This window comes from Desmonostoc vinosum (assembly GCF_059505385.1).
The window spans coordinates 1-21,891 of the sequence record NZ_JCACKM010000115.1 but is presented as its reverse complement, the minus strand read 5'-3'; the positions used below and the strand labels follow the sequence as shown (position 1 = coordinate 21,891).

The 21,891-nt window shown below is 41.2% G+C and carries 25 protein-coding genes and 1 pseudogene; 14 read left to right on the top strand and 12 right to left on the bottom strand.

Going from position 1 to position 21,891, the window contains the following annotated elements; all coding sequences use genetic code 11:
* Positions 1–28: 28 nt before the first annotated feature.
* The 4 genes from AC5JMF_RS18310 to AC5JMF_RS18295 form a co-directional block, all read right to left on the bottom strand.
* Entirely contained in the window at positions 29–259 is a 231-nt protein-coding gene (locus tag AC5JMF_RS18310; protein WP_495797149.1) for a hypothetical protein, read from the bottom strand.
* Positions 256–714, bottom strand: a complete 459-nt coding sequence (locus tag AC5JMF_RS18305; RefSeq protein WP_495797148.1) for a hypothetical protein — start codon at positions 712–714, stop codon at positions 256–258. Before AC5JMF_RS18305 ends, AC5JMF_RS18310 begins: the two co-directional genes overlap by 4 nt.
* Before the next feature lie 70 nt (positions 715–784).
* Positions 785–1,159 (bottom strand): hypothetical protein, encoded by a 375-nt coding sequence (locus AC5JMF_RS18300; protein WP_495797147.1) that lies wholly within the window; start codon positions 1,157–1,159, stop codon positions 785–787.
* 62 nt (positions 1,160–1,221) lie between these two features.
* Positions 1,222–1,551 (bottom strand): hypothetical protein, encoded by a 330-nt coding sequence (locus tag AC5JMF_RS18295; protein ID WP_495797146.1) that lies wholly within the window; start codon positions 1,549–1,551, stop codon positions 1,222–1,224.
* A gap of 198 nt (positions 1,552–1,749) precedes the next feature.
* Between AC5JMF_RS18295 and AC5JMF_RS18290 the strand changes: the two genes are divergently transcribed.
* Genes AC5JMF_RS18290 through AC5JMF_RS18280 form a run of 3 tightly spaced genes read left to right on the top strand, consistent with a single transcriptional unit; the run spans position 1,750 to position 2,642 of the window.
* On the top strand, positions 1,750–2,325 hold the full coding sequence (locus AC5JMF_RS18290; protein ID WP_495797145.1) for a tyrosine-type recombinase/integrase: 576 nt from the start codon (positions 1,750–1,752) through the stop codon (positions 2,323–2,325).
* On the top strand, positions 2,322–2,480 hold the full coding sequence (locus tag AC5JMF_RS18285; RefSeq protein WP_495797144.1) for a hypothetical protein: 159 nt from the start codon (positions 2,322–2,324) through the stop codon (positions 2,478–2,480). The genes AC5JMF_RS18290 and AC5JMF_RS18285 overlap by 4 nt, the downstream gene beginning before the upstream one ends.
* Positions 2,481–2,483: 3 nt before the next feature.
* The gene (locus AC5JMF_RS18280) at positions 2,484–2,642 is read left to right on the top strand and encodes a hypothetical protein (RefSeq protein ID WP_495797143.1); all 159 of its coding nucleotides are present in this window, start codon (positions 2,484–2,486) and stop codon (positions 2,640–2,642) included.
* Positions 2,643–2,683: 41 nt separating this feature from the next.
* Here the strand turns inward: AC5JMF_RS18280 and AC5JMF_RS18275 are convergent, their stop codons facing one another.
* Positions 2,684–3,058 carry a hypothetical protein gene (locus tag AC5JMF_RS18275; RefSeq protein ID WP_495797142.1) on the bottom strand — a complete coding sequence of 125 codons (375 nt, stop codon included), beginning with the start codon at positions 3,056–3,058 and terminating at the stop codon, positions 2,684–2,686.
* On the opposite strand from AC5JMF_RS18275, the gene AC5JMF_RS18270 reads away from it, so the two are divergent.
* Positions 3,058–3,312, top strand: a complete 255-nt coding sequence (locus AC5JMF_RS18270) for a hypothetical protein (protein WP_495797141.1) — start codon at positions 3,058–3,060, stop codon at positions 3,310–3,312. The two genes, AC5JMF_RS18275 and AC5JMF_RS18270, sit on opposite strands and share 1 nt — an antisense overlap.
* 53 nt (positions 3,313–3,365) lie before the next feature.
* Positions 3,366–3,683 (top strand): annotated as a pseudogene (locus AC5JMF_RS18265) (carbon dioxide-concentrating mechanism protein CcmK); the annotation flags it as partial.
* Between the two features lie 101 nt (positions 3,684–3,784).
* Here AC5JMF_RS18265 and psbN read toward each other — a convergent pair.
* A complete protein-coding gene (psbN, locus tag AC5JMF_RS18260) occupies positions 3,785–3,916 on the bottom strand; it encodes a photosystem II reaction center protein PsbN (protein WP_495797140.1) in 132 nt (43 codons plus the stop codon).
* Between the two features lie 85 nt (positions 3,917–4,001).
* On the opposite strand from psbN, the gene psbH reads away from it, so the two are divergent.
* The 3 genes from psbH (at position 4,002) to pth (ending at position 5,300) form a co-directional block, all read left to right on the top strand.
* The gene (gene psbH / locus AC5JMF_RS18255) at positions 4,002–4,205 is read left to right on the top strand and encodes a photosystem II reaction center phosphoprotein PsbH (protein WP_495797139.1); all 204 of its coding nucleotides are present in this window, start codon (positions 4,002–4,004) and stop codon (positions 4,203–4,205) included.
* Between the two features lie 171 nt (positions 4,206–4,376).
* Positions 4,377–4,625, top strand: coding sequence for a TatA/E family twin arginine-targeting protein translocase (locus AC5JMF_RS18250; protein ID WP_495797138.1), 249 nt, complete (start codon positions 4,377–4,379; stop codon positions 4,623–4,625).
* 36 nt (positions 4,626–4,661) lie between these two features.
* Entirely contained in the window at positions 4,662–5,300 is a 639-nt protein-coding gene (gene pth / locus AC5JMF_RS18245; RefSeq protein ID WP_495797137.1) for an aminoacyl-tRNA hydrolase, read from the top strand.
* A 165-nt stretch (positions 5,301–5,465) separates the two neighbouring features.
* On the opposite strand, the gene rpsU (AC5JMF_RS18240) is transcribed toward pth, so the two are convergent.
* Positions 5,466–5,645 carry a 30S ribosomal protein S21 gene (gene rpsU, locus AC5JMF_RS18240; protein ID WP_008226419.1) on the bottom strand — a complete coding sequence of 60 codons (180 nt, stop codon included), beginning with the start codon at positions 5,643–5,645 and terminating at the stop codon, positions 5,466–5,468.
* 843 nt (positions 5,646–6,488) lie between these two features.
* Positions 6,489–7,355, bottom strand: coding sequence for a 16S rRNA (cytidine(1402)-2'-O)-methyltransferase (rsmI, locus tag AC5JMF_RS18235; RefSeq protein WP_495797136.1), 867 nt, complete (start codon positions 7,353–7,355; stop codon positions 6,489–6,491).
* Between the two features lie 62 nt (positions 7,356–7,417).
* Here rsmI and AC5JMF_RS18230 point away from each other — a divergent pair, with 62 nt between their 5' ends.
* The 5 genes from AC5JMF_RS18230 to AC5JMF_RS18210 all read left to right on the top strand — a co-directional run bounded on the left by AC5JMF_RS18230 (position 7,418) and on the right by AC5JMF_RS18210 (position 11,145).
* Positions 7,418–8,293 (top strand): sugar kinase, encoded by an 876-nt coding sequence (locus tag AC5JMF_RS18230; protein WP_495797135.1) that lies wholly within the window; start codon positions 7,418–7,420, stop codon positions 8,291–8,293.
* Positions 8,294–8,324: 31 nt separating this feature from the next.
* Positions 8,325–9,179: a 3'(2'),5'-bisphosphate nucleotidase CysQ family protein gene (locus AC5JMF_RS18225; protein WP_495797134.1), complete on the top strand. Its 855-nt coding sequence runs from the start codon at positions 8,325–8,327 to the stop codon at positions 9,177–9,179.
* A 332-nt stretch (positions 9,180–9,511) separates the two neighbouring features.
* Positions 9,512–9,814, top strand: a complete 303-nt coding sequence (gene rbp / locus AC5JMF_RS18220) for an RNA-binding regulator (protein WP_495797133.1) — start codon at positions 9,512–9,514, stop codon at positions 9,812–9,814.
* 122 nt (positions 9,815–9,936) lie between these two features.
* Positions 9,937–10,131, top strand: coding sequence for a 30S ribosomal protein S21 (gene rpsU, locus AC5JMF_RS18215; protein ID WP_495797132.1), 195 nt, complete (start codon positions 9,937–9,939; stop codon positions 10,129–10,131).
* Between the two features lie 291 nt (positions 10,132–10,422).
* On the top strand, positions 10,423–11,145 hold the full coding sequence (locus AC5JMF_RS18210; protein WP_495797131.1) for a hypothetical protein: 723 nt from the start codon (positions 10,423–10,425) through the stop codon (positions 11,143–11,145).
* 61 nt (positions 11,146–11,206) lie between these two features.
* Here the strand turns inward: AC5JMF_RS18210 and AC5JMF_RS18205 are convergent, their stop codons facing one another.
* Complete coding sequence (locus AC5JMF_RS18205) at positions 11,207–12,094, bottom strand: hypothetical protein (RefSeq protein ID WP_495797130.1); 888 nt, start codon at positions 12,092–12,094, stop codon at positions 11,207–11,209.
* Positions 12,095–12,142: 48 nt separating this feature from the next.
* A complete protein-coding gene (locus tag AC5JMF_RS18200) occupies positions 12,143–12,652 on the bottom strand; it encodes a hypothetical protein (protein WP_495797129.1) in 510 nt (169 codons plus the stop codon).
* A 301-nt stretch (positions 12,653–12,953) separates the two neighbouring features.
* Here AC5JMF_RS18200 and AC5JMF_RS18195 point away from each other — a divergent pair, with 301 nt between their 5' ends.
* Entirely contained in the window at positions 12,954–13,130 is a 177-nt protein-coding gene (locus AC5JMF_RS18195) for a hypothetical protein (RefSeq protein WP_495797128.1), read from the top strand.
* 119 nt (positions 13,131–13,249) lie between these two features.
* Here AC5JMF_RS18195 and AC5JMF_RS18190 read toward each other — a convergent pair whose 3' ends face one another.
* Both AC5JMF_RS18190 and AC5JMF_RS18185 read right to left on the bottom strand, forming a co-directional pair.
* Positions 13,250–15,892: an EAL domain-containing protein gene (locus AC5JMF_RS18190; RefSeq protein WP_495797127.1), complete on the bottom strand. Its 2,643-nt coding sequence runs from the start codon at positions 15,890–15,892 to the stop codon at positions 13,250–13,252.
* 378 nt (positions 15,893–16,270) lie between these two features.
* Positions 16,271–21,505 carry a DUF4347 domain-containing protein gene (locus tag AC5JMF_RS18185; protein ID WP_495797126.1) on the bottom strand — a complete coding sequence of 1,745 codons (5,235 nt, stop codon included), beginning with the start codon at positions 21,503–21,505 and terminating at the stop codon, positions 16,271–16,273.
* Positions 21,506–21,891 lie beyond the last annotated feature (386 nt).

The following is a 21,891-nucleotide window of genomic DNA, read 5'->3' as shown; positions in this document are numbered from 1 at the left end:
TGCCACTCTTGAAATGTACGGAGTTTTTTCAAAAATCAAATAGGATTCCTATAGTAACAATAGGTATAGTTGCAGCAACAGCAATAGTGCCAGTGTCAAAACTAACTGTTGTAGACAAATTTCGGCGTGGTGGTAAACCAGGATTAGCGCCATTTCTGCTATTTTCAGCAGCATCTAACGCGCGACAAACCTCAAAAAAAGCTTGAGGAATTTGGGTTGATTTTAAAGTTCCAGAAGTGCCGGGGTCAAAAGTACTCATCTTGTTCTCGTCGTAAATAATATCGTGTCAGCCAAGGTTAACAGCCTATCGAGCTTGTCTAAGATGGACGCAAAGCGACTTAAAGCTTGGGAAGCAGTGCTGACAGCACCAGCAGCAGCAGCGGCCGCACTGCCAGCCGCTGCCATAGCAGCCCCCGCTAATGCTGCGGCGGCCGCCGCGGCCACTAAAATTGCTTTCAATTCTTTAAGTTCCGCTCGTACATTTTCAGCCTCAGCTGTAGCACGATAGGCATTTGCATCAGCTTGATAGGCAGTTTTTAATGCTTCTTTTGCTAGCTTACGGGCATATTCATCTACGCTAGTCGGTTTATTTTTCAGTACTTGTAATTCAGCTTTGATTGCGTTAATTTGTTGCTGTAAATTACTGCAACAATCGCATTTATCAGCACAATTTAAAGCCTGTTGTAAATTATTAATTGTACTGGCTGATGACATAGTTTCTAACTACAATTTTTACTTGCTAATTGGCTAGATAAAGACTCGATTTGATTCCAGTCATTAGTAGTTAAACAAACCTTCCCAGGGGGCAGTAATTGTTAGGGTCAATGCAGAGATTAGGCGCAGCACAACCAGGAGAAGAAACGCCACAAGCTGATTGACAATCAGCTAAAGAGGCATAACTGCCAGGGGTATTGTATGCTGTAGCCAATGCACAAACTCCATTGATGCAATCGTATTTAGGCTCTGCGGGACACTGCGAATTGTTAGGGTCTTCAGTAATAGTCCATGAAGCTGCCCAGATATTTGTTTTTATGTCGTTTAGTACCAAAAAGTAAGCTTGGCAGTTAACATAATATCCATCCGGTACTGTTGCTATAACGGTTGTAATTGTAGTTGCACGTCTCCACGAATCTACAAAAACATTGTTCCCCTGCACCATTGCACCATTCTGTCTAAAAGAGGTGCAATTTTGACCCCTTGTTTTCCAGCATTTAGTACTCATTAATAATCATCCGGGTCGATTGTTCCAAAGGTGTCTATTCTGGCGAGATTTATTGTTAGTTGGTCTACTCTATATTGCGCGTTATTCGTTCCTCTGTAAGCAAAGTTAGGGTAGCCATTGCCAATATAAATACTTCGGTCAGTATCGGAATTAAACAATGTTTCTGTTAAAGCAATTTGCCATCTTAAAGCAAGTCCAACTAGTAAAGAATCAGCTTTATTATTAGCGGCGGCGGTTAATCCTGGTAAGTCTGCTTTCAAAATTGTGATGGTGGTGGCTGTTTGTGTTGCACCTGGGCCAAAGACATCGGTTAATATTGGTTCTGCCATTTTTTCAAGTAATGATTGAAGTTATCTAAATCTTTTATAAGAGCCAGATAAAAAATAGTAAATTTACATCTTTTACCTAAAAGCTGTAGATTCACTGATTGGTTGCATTGCTTACTGTGCCTATACTTGATTGGCTAATAACTGTTAGCTAATTTCACCATATACATGATTTTATTTATGGTGTATTAAAAGGTGTATATGAAAGTTAATGGACATGGGCAAGCTGCTATTTTTCAACAAGGGCATTTTGATAAGTTGATTAGTGCAACTGAGAGAGCTAATCATAAACTAATTTTTCAAATTGCCTATTTTACTTGTGCGCGCATGGGTGAAGTATGCAAGTTGAAAACTAGTGACGTTTACCAAGAAAATGGTAAGCCTTTGTCTACTATCACTTATCCAAAGCAGAGTACTAAGTGCAAAAAAACTAAGCAAGTGCCAATTAATGAGAAGTTGCAAAATTACTTACGGCTTTACTGGTTTGAATCTCAACCGAAATATGATGATTTTTTATTCCCTGGTGCAAGTGTCGGTAGTCATTTGCAGTTTCAATCGGCTGATGACGCTTTCAGAAGGGCTGTACTGGCGGCCAAACTTGATGGTCTAGGATATTCAACTCACAGTTTTAGACGCTCAGGAGCTACCGAACTAGGAAATCAAGGTATTGCTTTACCGATTATTCAGGAGATTACCGGGCATTCTAGTTTAGATTCCCTCCGGCGGTACATTCATGTGACTCAAGACCAAGTTAAAAACGCGATCGCCACTTTATGAACCACAGTTTATTTGTCAGAATTGAGTTTTTCTACTGCCAGTTACAAGCGGGTGCTTACGAGCATCCTTTTGATTTGGCAGTGGCGCTAGAGACGTTAGCTAATAGTGCCTGGGACGATGTTGATTACCTTTGTACCAACACCGTTGAGGATTAACCGATGAATACGCAACAAATGTTAATGACTAACCAGGATTTGTTGTTTTTAAAAATTCGTGTTTTTTATCAAAAGTTTGAGGCTGGTGCTTTTGACGATCCGGTGATGTTGACCAAAGCGCTAGAAATTCTCACAAGGGAAGCTTACAGTACTCTGGAGTGACCAAGCTACGCGATCGCTCCTGGGCCGATCGCCTGCATTCATCATTCACACGAACGCCACGAGCGGATTAACTTTTCTATTTCACTGGGCGATCGCCCTGAACCTATCGCAATCTCTACCTCTTGCTTCCTCTGTTGGGTAATCGGCGATCGCACATTGCCGCCGCTTATGTGCCGATGCTTAATTTTTCCCCCTTGCTTGTAGCAGTAGCGATAGTAATGGTTATGCTTGCGCTGGGATGGGCAGTAAGTTTCTACCCAGTGCAGATGTTCTGGAACGGCTTGAATGTGTTCTGGAACATCGGTATATGCCTCTAAACCTGGGTTTTTCTGTTCTGGAACTGTATCACGTTCCAGAACAGAACACTCCGGAACTCTGGAAGCAGAAGGCCATAGGCAAAGCTCAGAAAAAAGCAATGGATGAACTGAAGCGTTCACTAAGAGAGTCACTCCTGCCGATGCTGCCGAAAGAACAGCAGCCACAGATTGAAGCCATCTTAAATTTGACGTTGCAAAACATGCAGTTGTCACTCGATCAGTCGCTTGCTGACAAAGCTTCATCTGTGAAGGAAAGCGAGATTAAACGCGGCTTTGGCAACTTAATAATTAGTCAAACTGCTGCTTACGCTCTAAGACTGATGTTCAAGGAACTGAAACAAGCGATAAATTAGCTTATTACTCCCCAATAAGGGGAGTTTTAAATTATCAGTTATTAGGCTAGAGTGAAGTTTATGGCGTTCCTACAGCAATGGAAGTGGGGGACGCCATGTGTAAAGCCGCCCGCATTACTCTTGTAGGTTTTGAAAATACTGATTTGGGACGAATTACCGTGCTAATTCGGGGAGATGTCGGGGAGGTAAATATGGCTGTAAGTGCAGGACTGGAAGCAGCGCAGCGAGTTCATGGAGGCGAAGTACTTTGCGATCGCATTATTCCCCGTCCCCATGAAAATTTAGAATATATCTTTCCGATTCATTATAGTGCCAATATCGAACACTTCAATGCAGACATCCGGTTTCCCCCGCCCCTGTCTGTTGGCTGACAAATAGGGAGTGAGGAGATGAAAAAGACGCAAGGACATGGGGACGCGGAGAATAATTAATAACAAATGACAAATAATAATTCCCCAATCCCCAGTTCCTTCTAATCTTCGTGATCTTCAAAGGGATCGCTCAATTCCTTGCTAGGAGGGCCAAAAGAGGTATAAATAGCCAACCCGGTGATGGCTACTACCACCGCGCCTACAGAAATGCTAAGAACTATTGCGGGTTCCATAAGTTATAGATAAATTATGAGTGCTATTCTTATAGAATATTACAGAAGATTAAAAAAAGCTTTGGCAACTAATCTTAGGTGAACTATGGCACAACGGACTAGGCTGGGAGATATCCTGAAACCCCTGAACTCTGAATATGGTAAGGTGGCTCCAGGTTGGGGTACTACCCCTGTAATGGCTGTTTTTATGCTGTTATTTTTCGTATTTTTGTTGATTATTCTGCAACTTTACAATAAAACTCTGTTGGTTCAGGATGTAAACGTTGATTGGCGGAGCTTAGGCCGCTAATTCCAAAAAAGCTATCAAGCTTGGATAACAAGTTACTACACCCGGCCAGTCCGGGTTTTTTTGTTACTTGTCATTGGTATTCACGAAGGACAAAGGACAAATGACCACTAACAATTTACTAAACTACAGATGTAAGTTTCTGCGATCGCCATCCAGTTGATAGGAGACAAAATGAATATATTTGGTATTGGTCTGCCAGAAATGGCTGTAATTATGGTAGTAGCACTGTTAATCTTTGGCCCCAAGAAACTGCCGGAAATTGGTCGTAGTGTAGGGAAAGCTATTCGTGGTTTTCAAGAAGCTTCTAAGGAGTTTCAAAATGAGTTCCAAAAGGAAGCAGAACAGCTAGAACAAGCTGTAAAAACAACTGCTGAACTGGAACCTAAGCAAATTGAGGCTGTTAAGAAGGATGAAGCTTAAAGAACAAAAACTCATAATTCGTACTTCATCCTGCAAATGACAGAAGCTGTTAAGCAACCAGTTTTGGTAATTCCCCAGCTAATTGTCGGGTTGGGGAATCCAGAACCTAAATACGACCAAACGCGCCACAATATTGGCTTTGCTGCTATAGATGCTCTCTCTCGTTCCTGGCAAATTCCCCTAGCAGAAAATCGCAAGTTTCAAGGGGAGTTCGGTGAAGGAATCGCCCCAGGCGGTGGTAAGATTCGCTTGCTGAAGCCCTTAACTTATATGAATCGCTCAGGACAATCAATCCAAGCAGTTACAAATTGGTATAAACTACCACCGGAATCTGTACTAGTGATTTATGACGATATGGATTTACCCTTGGGAAAGACTCGCTTACGCTTGTCTGGTTCTGCTGGGGGACATAACGGTATGAAAAGTGCGATCGCCCATCTTAGCACCCAAAACTTCCCCCGTTTACGAATAGGCATTGGTAAACCAAAAGGTGCAGCTATTAGCGATGACTCAGGTACTGTCTCTCATGTATTGGGACGATTTTCTGCGGCTGAAACTCAGTTAATGTCTCTTGTACTTCAGTTTGTAGTTGAATGTATAGAGTCAAGCTGTAAGCAGGGAGTAGAAAAAGCGATGAACCGCTGCAATAGTCGGACTGTAGATATTTCTGACTAACCATAATCACACTTTGACTCACTTAAAGCATGGCAGTGTTATTTATCCACACCCCGATAAGGGGTGTAGCACATCTTTCTTAATTTTTTGTAAGTATAATGGCGATGCACTGTCACTCAATTTCAGGTCATCACCTCAAGCAACGCCATACCAAACCAAATAGGTTTATTTAAAACGTCGCTTGCGTCTAGCTGCCACTGCCTTACGTTTGCGCTTTTCTAGCGGTGTTTCAAAGTGCCGATGATACTTCACATCGGCCAATATACCAGCTTTAGAGACCTGGCGTTTAAACCGACGCAGAGCTGAGTCTATTCCTTCGTTTTCTCCTAGAACCACTTGGGTCATTCTTAATTGTTCCTCATTATGGATAATTTCCATTGTAATATTAGCCTCAAACTTCGCAAAACCCCTATGCGAAAACCAATATTTAGAGGCTATTCGCTTGAACAGGCTATACACACTTTTGGGCTGTCAAATCGGCATCTTGCTAAATATTGCTAGCGCCTTAATCTACTCTCTGTAGTATGAGAGACGAGATACAATTAAAATTCCTCTTCTCTCACTCTCTATTTCCTACTCTCCACTCCCTATTTTCAAGATAGACAATCAGCTAGTGAATATTATAAAAGTATTTATAGCGAATTCCAAGTAAGTAAGGTACATGGTAGGGGCAATTAATGAATTACTTCTACAATTGGTTAATAAGCCAGTACTCACCCGAATAAAAAACGCTATGTAATTTTCGATGCATACAAATTTAGTTGAGTCCTAAAAATCAACAATATATGTAATTTTGCATTATCTTTTTTAGGTGTTTGCCAAAAAACATGAAGTGTAACAATTTAATTGATAAGATTAATATAAAGTCAAAGCAGTAAAGTCAAATTAACCATTGATTCGGGAACTCATATAATGTAATGGCTAAAATACAAATTTTTGACTTTAGTTATCCTGATGTAAAAAGCTTTATACATGAGGTAGAAGTAGTACAAGTTAAGCATGTGTTAGCAGGTAACTATTCTAACATTCAAATAATCAACTATTTTGATAGCATAAACTCTGTAAGCAACGCATATTATGGAGCATTCAGCTTTAATACTAACGATATTTACTCGCTGGATTACTCCAGATTAAATATTATTACTATTCATCAATAAAATCTTGATTTAATTACGAATTACGAATTATTTAAAATTGGGGATCGGAATTTAGCACTATAGAAAGTGCTAGTTGATAGAGGTGGCGACGGGGCAGGGAAGTAACTTTTGCTAACTGACGGCTAGCTTGCGATCGCGATATTCCTTGACTCATTAATTGCTTTAATTCGGCTTTGAGTTCTGCTTCTGTGAGTTGTAACTGAGTAGGTGGAATTCCCGCTACTACTAAAGTATATTCACCTTGAGGTTCACGTTGATTGTAGTGGGCGATCGCCTCAGCAATTGTTCCCCGCCAAAACTCTTCAAATAATTTTGTTAACTCTCGCGCTAGCACAATTTGGCGATCGCGTCCCCAAACTTCTGCTAAATCTTGTAAAGTGTCTCGCAACCGATGTGGTGATTCATAGAAAATCATTGTGCGAGATTCTGCTTGTAAAGACTCTAAATACTCTCGCCGTTGTTGAGCTTTTGGTGGTAAAAAGCCCTCAAACACAAACCGAACTGTTGGTAATCCCGCTGCACTCAAAGCTGTAATTGCAGCGCTAGCACCAGGTATCGGCACAACTGTAATCCCTGCTGCAACGCAAGCTTTCACCAGTTCATATCCAGGATCAGAAATTCCTGGCATCCCCGCATCACTGACAATCGCGATCGCTTTACCATTAGTTAAATGCTCTAATAACTCTGGAATCCGGCTACTACGATTGTGTTCGTGATAACTTACTTGCGGTGTTTGAATTTGAAAATGCTGTAGCAGTTTCCCTGTGTGACGAGTATCTTCTGCTGCAATCAGATCCACAGTTTGTAAAATTCGCACCGCCCGAAAAGTCATATCTTCTAGATTGCCAATTGGCGTACCGACAACGTAAAGTATTCCTGGTTTAGGATCAGTTTGCATGAGTAGGGGGTGGGAGGTGGGGAGACGGGGATGGGGGGACGCGGGGACGCGGAGAATAAACAATGACAAATGACAAATCTTTTCGTGGTTTATTTGTGGGCTTAGTAACCTTGGATTTGATCTATCTTGCTGAGTCTGCACCCAAAAACAATCAAAAGATGGTTGCTGCTGATTATACTGTGGCAGCAGGTGGCCCAGCTACAAACGCAGCTGTCACTTTCAGCCATTTGGGTAATCAAGCTCAAGTTTTGGGTGTGGTGGGTTCTCACCCCATGACGCAGCTAATTCGTGAAGATTTAGCAAGCCACAAAGTTGCGATCGCTGATCTAGATTCCACAATTGATGCAATAGTGCCAGTTTCTTCTATTATTGTCACCCAAGCCACAGGTGAAAGGGCTGTAATCTCCATCAATGCTATAAAAACTCAAAAAACTAGCGTATCCATCCCATCGGATATTTTGCAAAACGTCGATATAGTACTAATTGATGGACATCAAATGATCGTTGGATGTGCCATCGCGCAAATGGCTAAATCTCAGAATATCCCAGTAGCGATCGATGGCGGTAGCTGGAAACCTGGATTTGAGCAACTTTTGCATTTTGTTGATTATGCAATTTGTTCTGCTAATTTTTATCCCCCCAACTGTCATACTGAGGAAGAAGTTTTTGGTTATCTCAGTGAATTTAATATTCAGCATATCGCTATCACCCACGGAGGAAAAGCAATTCAATATCTAAGTGGCAGTAAAACTGGTACTGTAGATGTACCGCATACTCAAGCGGTTGACACACTAGGAGCCGGAGATATTTTTCACGGTGCCTTCTGCTACCACATTCTACAGACAAGTTTTATGAATGCGCTCACCCAAGCAGCTGATATCGCTGCTTACTCGTGTCAATTTTTTGGTACACGGCGCTGGATGCAAAATATTAAATAATGAGCTATTTCGGGGGATTCAAAATTTAAAAATGAAAAACCTACAAGAAATATTAGCGATCGCTCGGACTGTGGGTTGGGGAGCAGCAGATATACTAAAGTCTTATTACCACCAGACAGCAGAAAATTCCAATCTAGACGTGCAGTACAAACAGAATGAGCCTGTCACAGTTGCAGATGTCGCTGTTAGTGAATATATTCTGAAAAAGCTACAAACTGCTTTAGGTAACGAAGATTTTATTTACATCTGCGAAGAAACCTACGAATCGCAACCGTACAGTGATACTTCCAAGTGGGTGTGGATTATAGATCCTTTGGATGGTACGCGTGACTTTATTAAAAAAACTGGAGACTATGCAGTTCACATGGCCTTAGTCAAGGAAAAATCCCCAGTATTAGCCGTGGTAGTAGTACCAGAAGCTGAAAAATTATACTCTGGTATCAAAGGTGGTGGAGCTTTTGTCGAAACCCGTGAGCAATCTGTTCCCTTACAAGTGTCATCAGGTAAACGAATCGAAGATTTAACTATAGTTGTGAGTCGTTCTCACCGCAATCAACGATTAGACTATTTACTACAAAATTTACCTTGTCAAAATCACAAAGCCATTGGTAGTGTAGGTTGTAAAATTGCTGCTATCGTCGAACAACAGGCAGATATTTACATCTCCCTTTCAGGTAAATCCGCCCCAAAAGACTGGGATCTAGCCGCCCCAGAACTAATTCTTACAGAAGCTGGTGGTAAATTTACTCACTTCAACGGTACAGCTTTGCAATATAACACAGGGGATATCAATCAGTGGGGTGGTTTGCTAGCTAGCAACGGTCAGTATCACGAAACACTATGTACCCAAGCCGAAAAGATACTAGCTCAGTTCACCCATAGCTGATGCTGAAACAATCCCCTCAATTGTGGTATAATTAGGCCCACCACCGATATAGATCCTTGCTAAGCGATCGCCAACCAAGATCATTTAGTATGGTCAGCATAAATGTAATAAAATGTAACTTAGTCGATTAAAATACAATAAGTTATAAATAGTCTTACAAGCCTATTCCACGAGCATTCTTTGGAAATCTAGCTTCAGTGTGAGCTGAAAAGCCAAGGATGTGATATACTTGTGGATATAAGGATTATTTTCGGTTGAGTAATTCGTTTTGATTTTAAAAAACCTTCTCTCCGAATCTAACTCTCCACACTCTCTGAATTCGGGGATATAACATGTCGATTTATGTAGGTAACTTATCCTATCAAGTTACAGAAGAAGATCTAAAGCGTGCTTTTGCAGAATATGGAACAGTAAGTCGTGTACAATTACCCACGGATCGAGAAACAGGTCGGCCACGTGGGTTTGCTTTTGTAGAAATGGAATCAGACGCACAAGAAACAGCAGCAATTGAAGCACTTGATGGTGCTGAGTGGATGGGGCGTGATTTGAAAGTTAACAAAGCTAAACCTCGTGAAGAAAGAAGTTCTTCTCGTGGTAGCTGGGGTAATAATACTCGTAATAATCGTCGCTACTAAGCTTTACTGTAAAAATTTAACATCTAGAGTCTCCAGCAGATAAGCCAAAGGCTCGGTTCTGCTGGAATATTTTCTTTTGTCTCTAGTCTTCAACTATTCATCCATATAGAGGAGGAATGAGAATGACACAAGTAGTTTTGGGGGAGAATGAAGGTATTGAGTCAGCTTTACGAAGATTTAAGCGGGAAGTTTCTAAAGCAGGAATTTTCCAAGACATGAGGAAAAAGCGTCACTTCGAGACACCGTTAGAGAAAGAGAAGCGAAAAGCGATCGCAAGACACAAGCAACGTCGTACACAACGTTCACGCTACAGGTAACGACTTCTAGCCAATTTGCTTTAGCTGTCAAATATAGCGTCTCTTCATGATTTTGTTTAGTTTCTGTTCTTTGTGGCGATACGTCCGGCAAGCTAGCTGCAAGTAATTAAACAGACATCAATAAACAACTTTGCTAGTAGCGCTGCCTTTACTGTCGGCGCTACTGCGTAGCATTGAAATATCTAACTCAATTTGTGTAAACTGAAGCGATGAAGATGTAGCATCCTGCGTATCCGTAAAGTATGGTAGATCTCGTCAGTCTGCAATATTGGCTTTGGGCTTTCAGGAATAATGCTGCGAGTTTATCATATCTTACTGGGTGCTATTTTACTGATTTTGATACCGTTGGGAGCTAAATTTGTTCTCCCTTACTTTTCTCAACCCAAAGTAGAGAAAAACCCTACAGGAGCAACCCGTCCCAACTCTAATCAAGAAAATATTTGGCAGAAAATATTAGGAAATACTGATGTTCCAACTGGTTGGCAAGCTGTTCCTTGTAAGGGAAACGCGCCATTACTGTGTGTTACATCCAACAAAGAACTTTTGGGTACAGTTGAAATCGAAATTTATCCACTAGCAAATAATCAAGATTTTCAAAAGAAGCTGACATCAACTGGAATTTCACCTGGTTCTCAGGTAGATTTTCAAAATTCCAAATACCAAACCCAAGTAATAAAAGCACTTAAGGCTTGGGTTGCAGACTATTATACTAGTTTAGCCAAAGACCGTCAAAGCAAATATGGAACTCAAATTGTTTTGACAACCTTCCCACAGCAAACAGTAACCATTGGTAAACTTCCAGGTATCCGTTATGGCTTTGCCGGACTTAAGCGACAGGGTGGAATACAAGAGCAGTACATTGGTCATGTGACCTTTGATGGTACTGCTCTTTACGTAATTACCACTGCTTTTAATTCTAGTTCTGCAACAGGTAAGTTTGAAAAACTAGAAAATTTAGCAGTATTTCAACCTTACTTGAATGCGATCGCGGCAGATTTGCGTTTGGCAAAATAGGGACTGGGGAATGTGTAATTCGTAATTCGTAATTCTTTATTCTCCCCCTGTCCCTTGTCCATTAGATCTCAGCTACAGCTCGTTCAATCAAGCGACGTGCTAATGTTTGCGTACCTGTGTGTTCGTAGTAATTTGTGGCTACATCTAGGAATGCTCCTAAGTAGTCTAATTTATCATCAGCAATTTCCACAAAACCCTTTAGATTATGGGCAACTTTTTGTGGTGTTAAATCGTTGGAGGCAACTAATCCGTTCATCCAACCTTTAACAGAGTCAAAACTTTGACCAATAAAGTTCAGTTTACCGTCAGCACCATTGCCTGGAATCGCATCTTGAATATTTTGGAAAGTTGAATTTTGTTCTAACTCCTGCGGATTTGTTTGATTGAGTCCAGACATCGCTTTACTAATAAAATCTGGGCCTAGAGGTATTAAACCATCAACACAAACTAATGCCACCATACGGATGAGTGACTCACCGCTATACTCAGCCAAAGAAGCAACAAAATCCCCAATACTATCGCCGGGGATGCCATTAATTTGGCAAAAGGCTACCAATTCTGCAACTAATTTTAGTGATAAATCAATGGTTTGAGCTTTGTCTGATTTAGGAGTGACAGAGTTTAAAAAACCTAAAAGGGGAACTTTTTCGCCAATTTTATTTGCTAAAGCTGCTGTACCCAAAGCTTTATCAGTACTATCCACAGTTTGATAAAGCCACATTGCTGTTTGATAACCTTGGGAGCGATCATTGTAAAGATAAATCGCACGTTCACCAATTTGCTGAATTAAAGCTTCGTCAGTTTCACCAGTGACAGTTTTAATTGTGTTGACAAAGCCGATGGTGTTTTGCCACTGACCAGGAGCGATAAAATCAAGCGAGTTCAACATAGATACAGTCAAATTGCTGGTTGGCAATTCATCAACCAACTCAAAAATCGGTTTGCTCATAATCATCTCCTTATTGAGTCTTTGTTATTTTGATGACAACATTCCAAATCAATTGAGTTTAGCCAGACCGGCAAGATTAAATTTTTCTATCCAAGCGGCGCGATCGCTAGCTGAAAATGCAGGGTCACGAGAAAGAACTTTTACTTGATACTTCCCTACCAAAATCGCGGTTTGTGTATTGCCTACCTCCACTGCTGGATAACCACCTATTTTTTTGGTACTTTGGGAAAATTTAGCCGCAGCTGCTGGTGTACTAGTGGTATCAGAGATAGACAGCATCGCGACATCTTTGCTATCTTTTTTCAGTTTCGCTTCCGCAAAACCTTTTTTCTCTTGAGTATAAACGCGCTGATAGCCAGCTTCTTCTGGTGGAAAAAGTTTATTAAATTCACTACCCTGTGTTGCATTTTTGGCAACAGCTTGTCCGCGTTTTTGCTGAGTACTTTCTTTTTGTACCTGATCAAAACGTCCAGGTGCTTGTGCAGTACACGCTGTTGTCAGTAGCAAAAGTGACAGCAGCAAAGCAGCTAGAATCCTTCGTCCACGAGATAATATCACTTTTGGCTTCTCCTCATACTTGAGCTTTGAAGCAATTATCCGTGTTGCTGTCGGCTGAAGCTAGGAAACTTTACTTTTTGATAATTAGTTTACATTCTTGTTTGCGATGGCTACGTTAGCACTCTTCTATCACTCTAATCAAAAAATAAAAGAGTAAAGTATCGAAAACTCCTTCCTAGACTATGTTTAAGGTAAGAGAACCTGTCGAAATTGTACCAATGTAGCTTTGTCTCAGTTTTAGTAATTAAGTTACACTGAAATTTCAGCTTTAATTTACTTTGGTAAACAGGAGATTAAGGTTATGAAACGTCAATTTTTTAATTTTGGAGATCAATCGGCTCTTGTTGGCGCTTTAGCTGTCGTTGCACTTGTTTTAGCTGCAAACGTGGGATATTTTATAGGCCGAGATATCGGTAATAAGACAAAGTTACCTCATGAGCAGACAACCCAACAAATTTATCAAGAACAGCAAAAATAATTAATAGTAATTATGAACACGCACCGGAAATTCGCTACGAACTAAAAAGTTTTTCATAAATGCTTCAGGAACTTCTGTTCCCTGTTAAGCGTTCCCTGTTCCCTTTTTAGTGAGCTTCATTAGTCTACAAACTTAATACTTTCACTGTGAAGGATTTCTGTTGCTTTCTGGGCTGAAAGTGGTCGGTAAAAAAAGAAACCTTGTACATCTTCACAGTTAATAGATTTTAAGAATTCTAGTTCCTCTTCCTTTTCTACTCCTTCAGCAGTTAGCCTCAAGCCTAAGCTTTGCCCTAAACCAACTATTGCTTTGACAATATGAGCTACCCTGGCATCAGTTGTCAAATCTCGAATAAATGACCTATCAATTTTGAGATTGTGGAGTGGTAGGAGCTGTAAACGAGACAGGGAAGAATGACCAGTACCAAAGTCATCAATAGAGAGGTGAACACCCATCTGTTCGAGATCCTCTAGCATCGTTCTAGTAAACTCTAAATCTTCAATAGCAGTCGTTTCTGTAATTTCTAACTCTAAAAAGTGTGGCTCTAATCCTGTCTGGGCTAGAATCCTGCTTACAGTTTCTACTAGATTGGGTTGGCGAAACTGCTTGAGAGAAAGATTCACAGCCATAGTCAGGGAGGGTAATCCTGTCTCTTGCCAAAGCTTATTTTGGCTACAAGCTGTTCTTAGCACCCATTCGCCGATGGGGATAATTAATCCGCTTTCTTCAGCCAAGGGAATAAAAACACTGGGGGCAACCAACCCCATTTCGGGGTGCTGCCAGCGTAACAAAGCCTCCATACCAGTAATGTTTCCAGTGGCGATATTAACCCGAGGCTGGTAATGTACCGTTAATTCTTCCCGTTCGAGGGCATAGCGTAAGCTTTTCTCCAAACTCAGGAGTTCGGGATTCATTCTACTCAAGGAAACACTGTAAAACTGATAGTTATTTCTTCCCTTATCTTTAGCGTGATATAGAGCAGCGTCTGCGTGTTGGATCAGAGTTTCTGCATCACAACTATTTTGATCAAGCAAAGCAATGCCAAGGCTAGCGCTGATGTAAAGTTCATGCTCTTGGAGATAGAAAGCATTCTCTAAAGCTTGTAAGATTCTTTGAGCTACTTGGGAAATTTCTTCGATATGATTCACGCGAGGAATGAGGATAGTGAATTCATCGCCCCCCCAACGAGCAACTGTATCGCCGCTTCTGAGAGAATCCTTTAATCTTTGAGCAACGCTTTGTAATAATTGGTCGCCTAGTGTGTGTCCTAAAGTGTCATTGATCAGCTTGAAGCGATCTAAGTCGAGGAAAATCACAGCTAAACTTTCATGGTTGCGAACTGAATTAGGTAAAGCGGTACTGAGGAGTTCATTAAATAGTAAGCGATTAGGCAATCCAGTCAGCAAATCGTGCAGCGCTTGATAGCGAATTTTTTCCTCTACCTGTTGACGTTGCCGCGCACCGATAATATTAGCAGCTATCGTCAGTAGTGTAGATTCTTCATGCCTTGACCAAAAACGTTCTGAGGTACAGTCTGCCATCCCCAGAAAACCCCAAAACTCGTTATCTAATCGCAAAGATACTAAGAGGATAGATTGAATGTTATCTCTAATGAGAATCTCGCGTTCGTTCGCAGGAAATTCTTGAACAAGTCCGCTAATCAGTTTGCCATCAGAAAGCTCTACATACCAACGTTCTAGCCCACAATCTTGATAAGGTTGATTTTGCCAACGATAGTGGGAAGACTCAATGCCAGAGTTAGTCCATTCAAACCGCAGACTAACAGCTATTTCTTCCGTCTCCGGATGAGGGTGGTTTTGAAAGAGGCAGACACGATCTACTTCAGCAGCTTCGCCTAGAGTTGCGAGAACTCTGTGGATAGCTGTTTCATGATTCATTTCTACTAATAAATAATTAGCCGCTTCTGCGACTGCTTGCAACAAGCGATCGCGTTGACGCAGTTCCGCTTCGGCTTGTTTTTGCTCTGTAATATCTCGAATAATAAAAGTTCTAATTAAATCGCTTTCTGGCAGATAATGAATCGATTGTTCAAAAACTTGTGTATCAACTTTCACTTCCCGAACAAAAGAATTTTTCTCTAAACCCTTAACTGCATTCAGGAGTCCTGCCAAGATTGGATGCTGCTTACCCACTTCTCTAAGTTGAGAAAACTTGAGAGTAGCCGCTGGATTTAAATAAGTCACCGTTCCTTCCAAATCCATCTCAATAATTGGATTAGGAATCAGTTCAGGAAAAGATGCTAGACGAGCTAGAGCTGTTTCTGTTGCAGCTTCAAAAGTAGGGTCAATAATTAAGGTTTGAAAGGGATTAACGGGATTAGCTTGCTCTGATAAAAAGCTAGATACATCTTCAACTTCACAAGATTCAGAAAATGCTTGTTCTGATAAATTGGAAATAGCATAATATTTAGCTTGAGCTTGACTATTGCCAAATGCGATCGCATCTCCGTGCTTAAGATTATGAGAAAAGCATTTTGTCCCGTTTACAAATAAGCCATTAGTACTTGCTTTTCCTTTGAAATTGCCATCAATAATTTGGAAGCCGTATAATTCAGTTTCTGGAACAGTTACCCGCAATAAAATAGCATGTTGCCTTGATACAGACCGAGAACGTAGAACAATAGCATTTCGAGAATCCCGGCCAAGAGAATATGTAGCCTCTCGAAGGGGAATAGTTCTCTGTCCTTGTAGGTCTTGTACGACCAACAAGTGACGTATTTTTTCCCGTTCATCACTTGGCATACATATTCCTCTTACGAATCATTTTGATCAACTTTATTTATGTAGATACTATCTTCCAGTTTTATTCTTAGATATCTAAGAATAAAATCAAACACCCAGCACAAAACATGGGATATTTGCGGATTTTTTTATACTGATAATAAATCGCTATTTCTTTTTGCGCTTTTCTTTACGTCTCTGCGCCTCTGCGTGAGCCTTTCACACCATATATTCAGCAAAAATCATAGATATATTTATCATTAAAATTAATAGAGATGAGTGAGTATATTCTCAGATTGATGTAGCCTGTAGTAGCTGCAATAGCCAAGATGTTGAACATATTTCCTGTTGGCAATTCCCAGATGATTAGATTTCTACCCACTCACTCTCTACAGAGAATTAAAAGTCATCATTAATGATGGTAGCGACTCCTTGGCTATCTGCGATCGCTGCATTTGTCGCACCATAGAGATTAACAAAAAATGTCTCATTACTTTCACGTTTGGTGTCACCTCGAACACCAAAGCTAATATTTTTGCTAGTTTCACCAGGATTGAAAATAACTGTTCCTAGCCCAGAACTATAATCAGAATCAGAAACTCTAGCACTGCCATCACTCGTGCTGTAATTAACAATCACCTGCTGAAAACTGGGATTAGAAAGAGTAACAGCAAAGGTAGCATTAGTAATCATAGCCGCGTAACCTTCTTGGACTGAGACATCCGAAATTCTAATACTGGGGAGTTGATTGTTGTCATCATTGATGATATGTGCAACACCCAAACTATCAGTAATTACGGCGTTTGCTGCGCCAAAGAGATTGACAGAAAATTTCTCATTGACTTCAAATTTGTTATCACCTCGAACACCAACACTAATATTTTTGCTTGTTTCACCAGGATTAAAAATGATTGTGCCTAGCCCAGAATTGTAATCAAGGTCAGAAACTTGGGCGGTATCATCGCTCGTACTATAATTTACAACCACTTGTTGATAGCTGGCATTAGAGAGAGTGACAACGAAGTTAGCGTTAGTTAATGCACCTGTATTACCTTCTGTAACAGAAACATCTGTAATATTGACAGAGGGTTGGGTGTCATCGTTGATAATATCTACTTTCGCTTGATTGGTGGTAATTGTGGAGTTTTCCGGTGCGTTTGTAAGGTTGGGGTTACTGAGGGTGACAGTAATATCTTCATTGAGTTCAAATGCTTTATCACCTAAAATATCAACCGTTATTGTCTTAGTCTTTTCTCCAGGCGCGAAGTTTAGAGTGCCGGATAAGTCACCATCAATAAACTCACCAATTAAGCTAACTTCACCACTCCGAATGAGAATGTTGTTATAGTCACTGTTGTAACTTGCTGTGCCGCTAAAAGCGTAATCTACGGTACTTGCTACACCAATACCACCACTACGGGTTACAGTGAAGGTAAAAGTTTGCTTGCTAGTATTACCCTCAGTTAAAGATAAGTTTGCAGTGGAAATAGCATATTGAATTGGATCATTAGCAGCAATATTTAGAGTAGTTTCAGTAATTGCTCCTGGAATAGCTTCCTGAAGATTGCCAAAGTAGAGTATCACAGTTTCAGCATTTTCAGGTAAATCGTCTGGTTTGATAGTTATAGTAACCAGTTGTGTTAAATCTGAGCCTGTTGACCCAGCCACGAAGGTGAGACTATTAGGGGAAATAGTATAATCTACATCCTTAGTAGCTGTGCTGCTGCCTTTGATTTGAATGGGAACGATAGCATCAACTTCAGGAATCCTGTCTAAAGAAACGGGGATATTTATTTGAATTGCAGTGCTACCTTCTGTAGTGTTGTAGGTAGCAGCACCAAAACTGGCTTCTGGAAATACTGATTCAAATGCACCAATATCCAGCTTGCCATTTTGAATACGATCATAACCTGTGCCACGTTGGTCGTTGGTTAAGCTACCACTGTAACTAGGATTACCCCCATTCACAGCCAGACTATCAAATGCTAAGCCATGAGTTTGGGTAGTACCACCATAATTTCCTAGTGGTTTGAGTTTGGGGTTGGGGTTGACAATATCTACACCCGTGCCAAGGGTTCCAGAAGATTTGCCACTGAGATTGCCAACTAGGTTGTAACCATTACCGTTGAGGTTTTGACCATCGATATCAGGGGCTTCATTACCTTTGTCAAAGTTGCCAGCGATGATGCTATTGCTGATGGTGTACGTGGCAGCACCTGAGTTGGAAATACCACCACCATTACCTGAGCCATCATTATCATTATCAGCGGTATTATTGGTGATAGTACTGTTGCTGATAGTACCCCCACTACTTCTGATGCCGCCGCCGTTATTGTTTGCTGTGTTACTAGAAATAGTACTGTTGATAACTGTGACACTACCTTCGCTTCTGATGCCACCGCCGTTATTGTCTGCTGTGTTGCCAGAAATGGTACTGTTGATAACTGTGACACTAACATCACTTCTAATACCGCCACCGCCGTTAGCGCCTGCCACGTTATCAGAAATAGTGCTATTGGTGAGTGTGACACTACCATCACTGTAGATACCACCGCCAGTGTTCGCCGTGTTATCAGAAATAATGCTATTGGTGAGTGTGACACTGCTGTCGCTATTGATGCCGCCACCTTTACCACTACTGACATTTCCTTGAGTTATCTTCAACCCGTTGATTGTTAAGGGTGCAGTAGCTTTAAAGACACGAGAACCACCGCCACCACTAATGGTGAGTTTATCAGCCCCAGTTCCTTGAATGATGACTTCTTCTGTGATAGTTAACTGCCCAGAGGTGAGGATAATCGTGTCGAGGGTAGCGTCACCGAAAATGCCAGTTGTATCAAAACGGATTGTCTCAACTCCTGAGTCGTTGTTGGCGTCGATAATTGCTTGTCTTAACGAACCAATACCACTGTCATTGGTGTTGGTGACTATAAATGAGGTGTCATTTACTGGGTTAACAGTAATTCTGGCAGTTTCTATCGCAGTGCTGAAGGCAGTTGCACCACCACCTGTGCCGGGATTAATACCTGTAGTGCCACTGGGGTTGCCATCGGAGGCATCCCAAGCGCGGAAGGTAATATTAGCATTGCCATTAAAATTGGGGTTGGGGATAAAACGGATGCGATCGCTTGCTGTATCTCTAAGTAATGTTGCGGAAGTTGCAGATAGAGTAAAATTACTCCAGTTAATACCACCATCAGTAGAATATTGCCATGTACCGTTGCTGTTATCGACAGCAGTGACAGCGATACCTTCAACTGCCCCTGAATCTAGGTCAGTGATGGGGTTGCCACCTGCACCACTAGCAATGATTGCAGATACCAAACTGCCAGTATTGCTAATGTTACTTACATCTTCGTTGATAGCTGTGAGTGTTGGATTCCCGGTGTTATTAAGAGTCGGCGCTGTGTTGGTATAGTTAGATTCAAATGCGCCAATATCGATTACGCTGCCTTGAATGCGGTTATAACCTGTGCCGCGTTGGTCAGTGGTTAAGCCACCACTGTAACTAGGATCGCCAGCATTCGCAGCCAAACTGTCAACTTCCAAGCTATGAGTTTGGGTAGTACCACCATAATTTCCTAGCGGTGTGAGTCTGGGGTTGGGGTTGACAATATCCGTACCTGTGCCAAGCGTTCCAGAAGATTTACCGTTAGTGCTACCAACTAGGTTGTAGGCATTACCGTTGAGGTTTTCACCATCGATATCAGGGGCTTGATTACCTTTGTCAAAGTTGCCAGCGATGATGCTATTGCTGATGGTGTACGTATTAGTACCTGAGTTGGAAATACCACCACCATTACCTGAGCCATTGTTATCATTATCAGCAGTGTTGTTGGTGATAGTACTATTACTGATAGTACCCCCATTACTTCTGATGCCGCCGCCATTAGTGTCTGCTGTATTACCAGAAATAGTGCTATTGCTGACAGTGACAGTGCTATTGCTTCTGATGCCACCACCATTGGCGCTCGCCGTGTTGCCAGAAATGGTGCTATTGCTGATAGTGACAGTACTGTTGCTGTAGATGCCGCCACCGTTATTGGCTATGTTGCCAGAAATGGTGCTATTGCTCACCGTGACATTACTCATACTGTTGATGCCACCACCAGTACTACCTACTGCATTTCCCTGAGTTATCTTCAACCCATCAATTGTCAGGGGTGCAGTAACATTAAAGACGCGAGAAGTACCGCCACCACTAATGGTGAGTTTGTCAGCCCCAGTTCCCTGAATGATCACTTCACCAGTAATGTTCAATTGCCCAGAGGTCAGAGTAATGGTGTCGGGGGTAGCATCACCGAAGATGCCAGTCGTATCAAAGAGGATTGTCTCAACTCCTGGGTCGTTATTGGCATTGATAATGGCTTGTCTCAACGAACCAGCACCACTGTCATTGGTGTTGGTAACTATATATATGGTGTTGTCTACTTGGATAGAAACATCGTCAATTGCTAAACCATGATCAGCGTTTGGATCATTTATATCTTCCCAACGTAATATAATCTCTTCACCAACAGCTAATGGGGTGGCTAAAGTAATTGTCTGAGGTGTAATGACAACTCGATTTGCAGCTAGATTTCCATCTAGGGCAGCAGCGGATGCGGTTGCAATTGGCCCAGTAAAATTTAGTGATGCGACAGATGTCCATCCTGGCGTTGTCAAGCTAGTAAGATTTGTCCCAGTTTGATAGCTAAATGTCAGTCCTTGCGGCGATGTATCACCACTTTTACGCCATTGCTCACCTGTGTAACCGACAAGCAACTTAGTAATCGGTGAACTTGTGTTGTTTCTGAGGCGCAACCCATAGTAAATAGTTCCTGTACTACCAGAAGCTATTGAACCAAGCGCCCGGTCTGTTAAGGTCGAACCAAAACTGTACAATTTACCTGCGTTATCACTACCAGTCGCTGCGCTGTATGTTAGGAATTGCGCTCCCCCACTACTTTTTGCTGCATACCAACCTGTAATGGTTGAATCATCAGTCCAAGTGGGTGAGCCTAAATTATCTAATGTGTCAAAGTTTTGAGTGTAGGTGCTAGTGCCAGTAAAACCAGCTGGCAAAATAGATTTGTAAGCTTGGATTACTTCAGGCTGAAATGCTAGGGAAGCCTCTATATTTCCCGTCTTCACCTCTAAATCCCAATCACCACCTAAAGCTGCATTTCCTGTGGTGTCGGTGGAAGCAGCAACATCAGCACCAGTAATTTGGCTAATTTGCTGTACAAATTTTGTGCCTTCCCCGTTTGCTACATCGCAGCCGTAAAGTAGGATATCCGCATCATCAGTTAAAACATTTGACCATCTTTTTAACTGGTTTGCATATTTACTCAAGTTTGCAGAACTGAGGTTAGTTGACCCCAATTGCATACTCCCTGCACTACCATGGGAGACTATGTGAATTGATTGAATAGATTTGGATTGGCGAGATGCCAAAAACTCGGTGATTTGTGCAACACCATCTTGATTTGGATCAAGAATAACAACTTCAGTACCTGGTTTTGCACCAGCTATCAAGCTTTGATAATCGTTAACTGCTGTATCTATAAAAATAATATTTGTGCTTGCTTGTAGTGAGTTTTTAGCAGAGTTAATCTGTGTTTGAGGATGATTATTTTTTGGTAATTTTGTCATAATTTTTGTCCTTTTATAAAACTTTGTATTAAATTAACAAGAAGGTAAAAATATAAAAGCAGAGAACAGAATAAATCAGCATAATGTACTGATAAAAGTCCTCTGTTTTTTGTTCTCTGCCTTCTTTACATACTTGCTTTTGTCGCAGCAGTTTTTATTACTAATTTCTAAAAAAACAGCGGATGAATTAACACTCGCTTTCTTTTTTCAAATTAGTTTTATTTGAGTGCCGAAGTTTACACTAATACTAATTTATACTTTAATATTATAACATGCTACAGTATTAACACTTAGGCGTGAGCAAAGTAATTCAAAAAAATCCAATATGTAGAGTAGACTTCTTGCAAAAATACTTGAACCGTCAGAGACTCAAGTCTCTGCCTAAT

Excerpts from the sequence above, each read along its gene's own strand:
- AC5JMF_RS18225 (WP_495797134.1), top strand. The coding sequence starts at position 8,325 with ATGAAAAACCTACAAGAAATATTAGCGATCGCTCGGACTGTGGGTTGG.
- rpsU (WP_008226419.1), bottom strand. The coding sequence starts at position 5,645 with ATGACCCAAGTGGTTCTAGGAGAAAACGAAGGAATAGACTCAGCTCTG.
- psbH (WP_495797139.1), top strand. The coding sequence starts at position 4,002 with ATGGCACAACGGACTAGGCTGGGAGATATCCTGAAACCCCTGAACTCT.
- AC5JMF_RS18210 (WP_495797131.1), top strand. The coding sequence starts at position 10,423 with ATGCTGCGAGTTTATCATATCTTACTGGGTGCTATTTTACTGATTTTG.
- AC5JMF_RS18185 (WP_495797126.1), bottom strand. The coding sequence starts at position 21,505 with ATGACAAAATTACCAAAAAATAATCATCCTCAAACACAGATTAACTCT.
- rsmI (WP_495797136.1), bottom strand. The coding sequence starts at position 7,355 with ATGCAAACTGATCCTAAACCAGGAATACTTTACGTTGTCGGTACGCCA.
- AC5JMF_RS18250 (WP_495797138.1), top strand. The coding sequence starts at position 4,377 with ATGAATATATTTGGTATTGGTCTGCCAGAAATGGCTGTAATTATGGTA.
- AC5JMF_RS18195 (WP_495797128.1), top strand. The coding sequence starts at position 12,954 with ATGAAACGTCAATTTTTTAATTTTGGAGATCAATCGGCTCTTGTTGGC.
- rpsU (WP_495797132.1), top strand. The coding sequence starts at position 9,937 with ATGACACAAGTAGTTTTGGGGGAGAATGAAGGTATTGAGTCAGCTTTA.
- AC5JMF_RS18310 (WP_495797149.1), bottom strand. The coding sequence starts at position 259 with ATGAGTACTTTTGACCCCGGCACTTCTGGAACTTTAAAATCAACCCAA.
- psbN (WP_495797140.1), bottom strand. The coding sequence starts at position 3,916 with ATGGAACCCGCAATAGTTCTTAGCATTTCTGTAGGCGCGGTGGTAGTA.
- AC5JMF_RS18270 (WP_495797141.1), top strand. The coding sequence starts at position 3,058 with ATGGATGAACTGAAGCGTTCACTAAGAGAGTCACTCCTGCCGATGCTG.
- pth (WP_495797137.1), top strand. The coding sequence starts at position 4,662 with ATGACAGAAGCTGTTAAGCAACCAGTTTTGGTAATTCCCCAGCTAATT.
- AC5JMF_RS18305 (WP_495797148.1), bottom strand. The coding sequence starts at position 714 with ATGTCATCAGCCAGTACAATTAATAATTTACAACAGGCTTTAAATTGT.
- AC5JMF_RS18205 (WP_495797130.1), bottom strand. The coding sequence starts at position 12,094 with ATGAGCAAACCGATTTTTGAGTTGGTTGATGAATTGCCAACCAGCAAT.
- AC5JMF_RS18295 (WP_495797146.1), bottom strand. The coding sequence starts at position 1,551 with ATGGCAGAACCAATATTAACCGATGTCTTTGGCCCAGGTGCAACACAA.
- AC5JMF_RS18300 (WP_495797147.1), bottom strand. The coding sequence starts at position 1,159 with ATGGTGCAGGGGAACAATGTTTTTGTAGATTCGTGGAGACGTGCAACT.
- AC5JMF_RS18190 (WP_495797127.1), bottom strand. The coding sequence starts at position 15,892 with ATGCCAAGTGATGAACGGGAAAAAATACGTCACTTGTTGGTCGTACAA.
- AC5JMF_RS18285 (WP_495797144.1), top strand. The coding sequence starts at position 2,322 with ATGAACCACAGTTTATTTGTCAGAATTGAGTTTTTCTACTGCCAGTTA.
- AC5JMF_RS18290 (WP_495797145.1), top strand. The coding sequence starts at position 1,750 with ATGAAAGTTAATGGACATGGGCAAGCTGCTATTTTTCAACAAGGGCAT.
- rbp (WP_495797133.1), top strand. The coding sequence starts at position 9,512 with ATGTCGATTTATGTAGGTAACTTATCCTATCAAGTTACAGAAGAAGAT.
- AC5JMF_RS18280 (WP_495797143.1), top strand. The coding sequence starts at position 2,484 with ATGAATACGCAACAAATGTTAATGACTAACCAGGATTTGTTGTTTTTA.
- AC5JMF_RS18230 (WP_495797135.1), top strand. The coding sequence starts at position 7,418 with ATGACAAATGACAAATCTTTTCGTGGTTTATTTGTGGGCTTAGTAACC.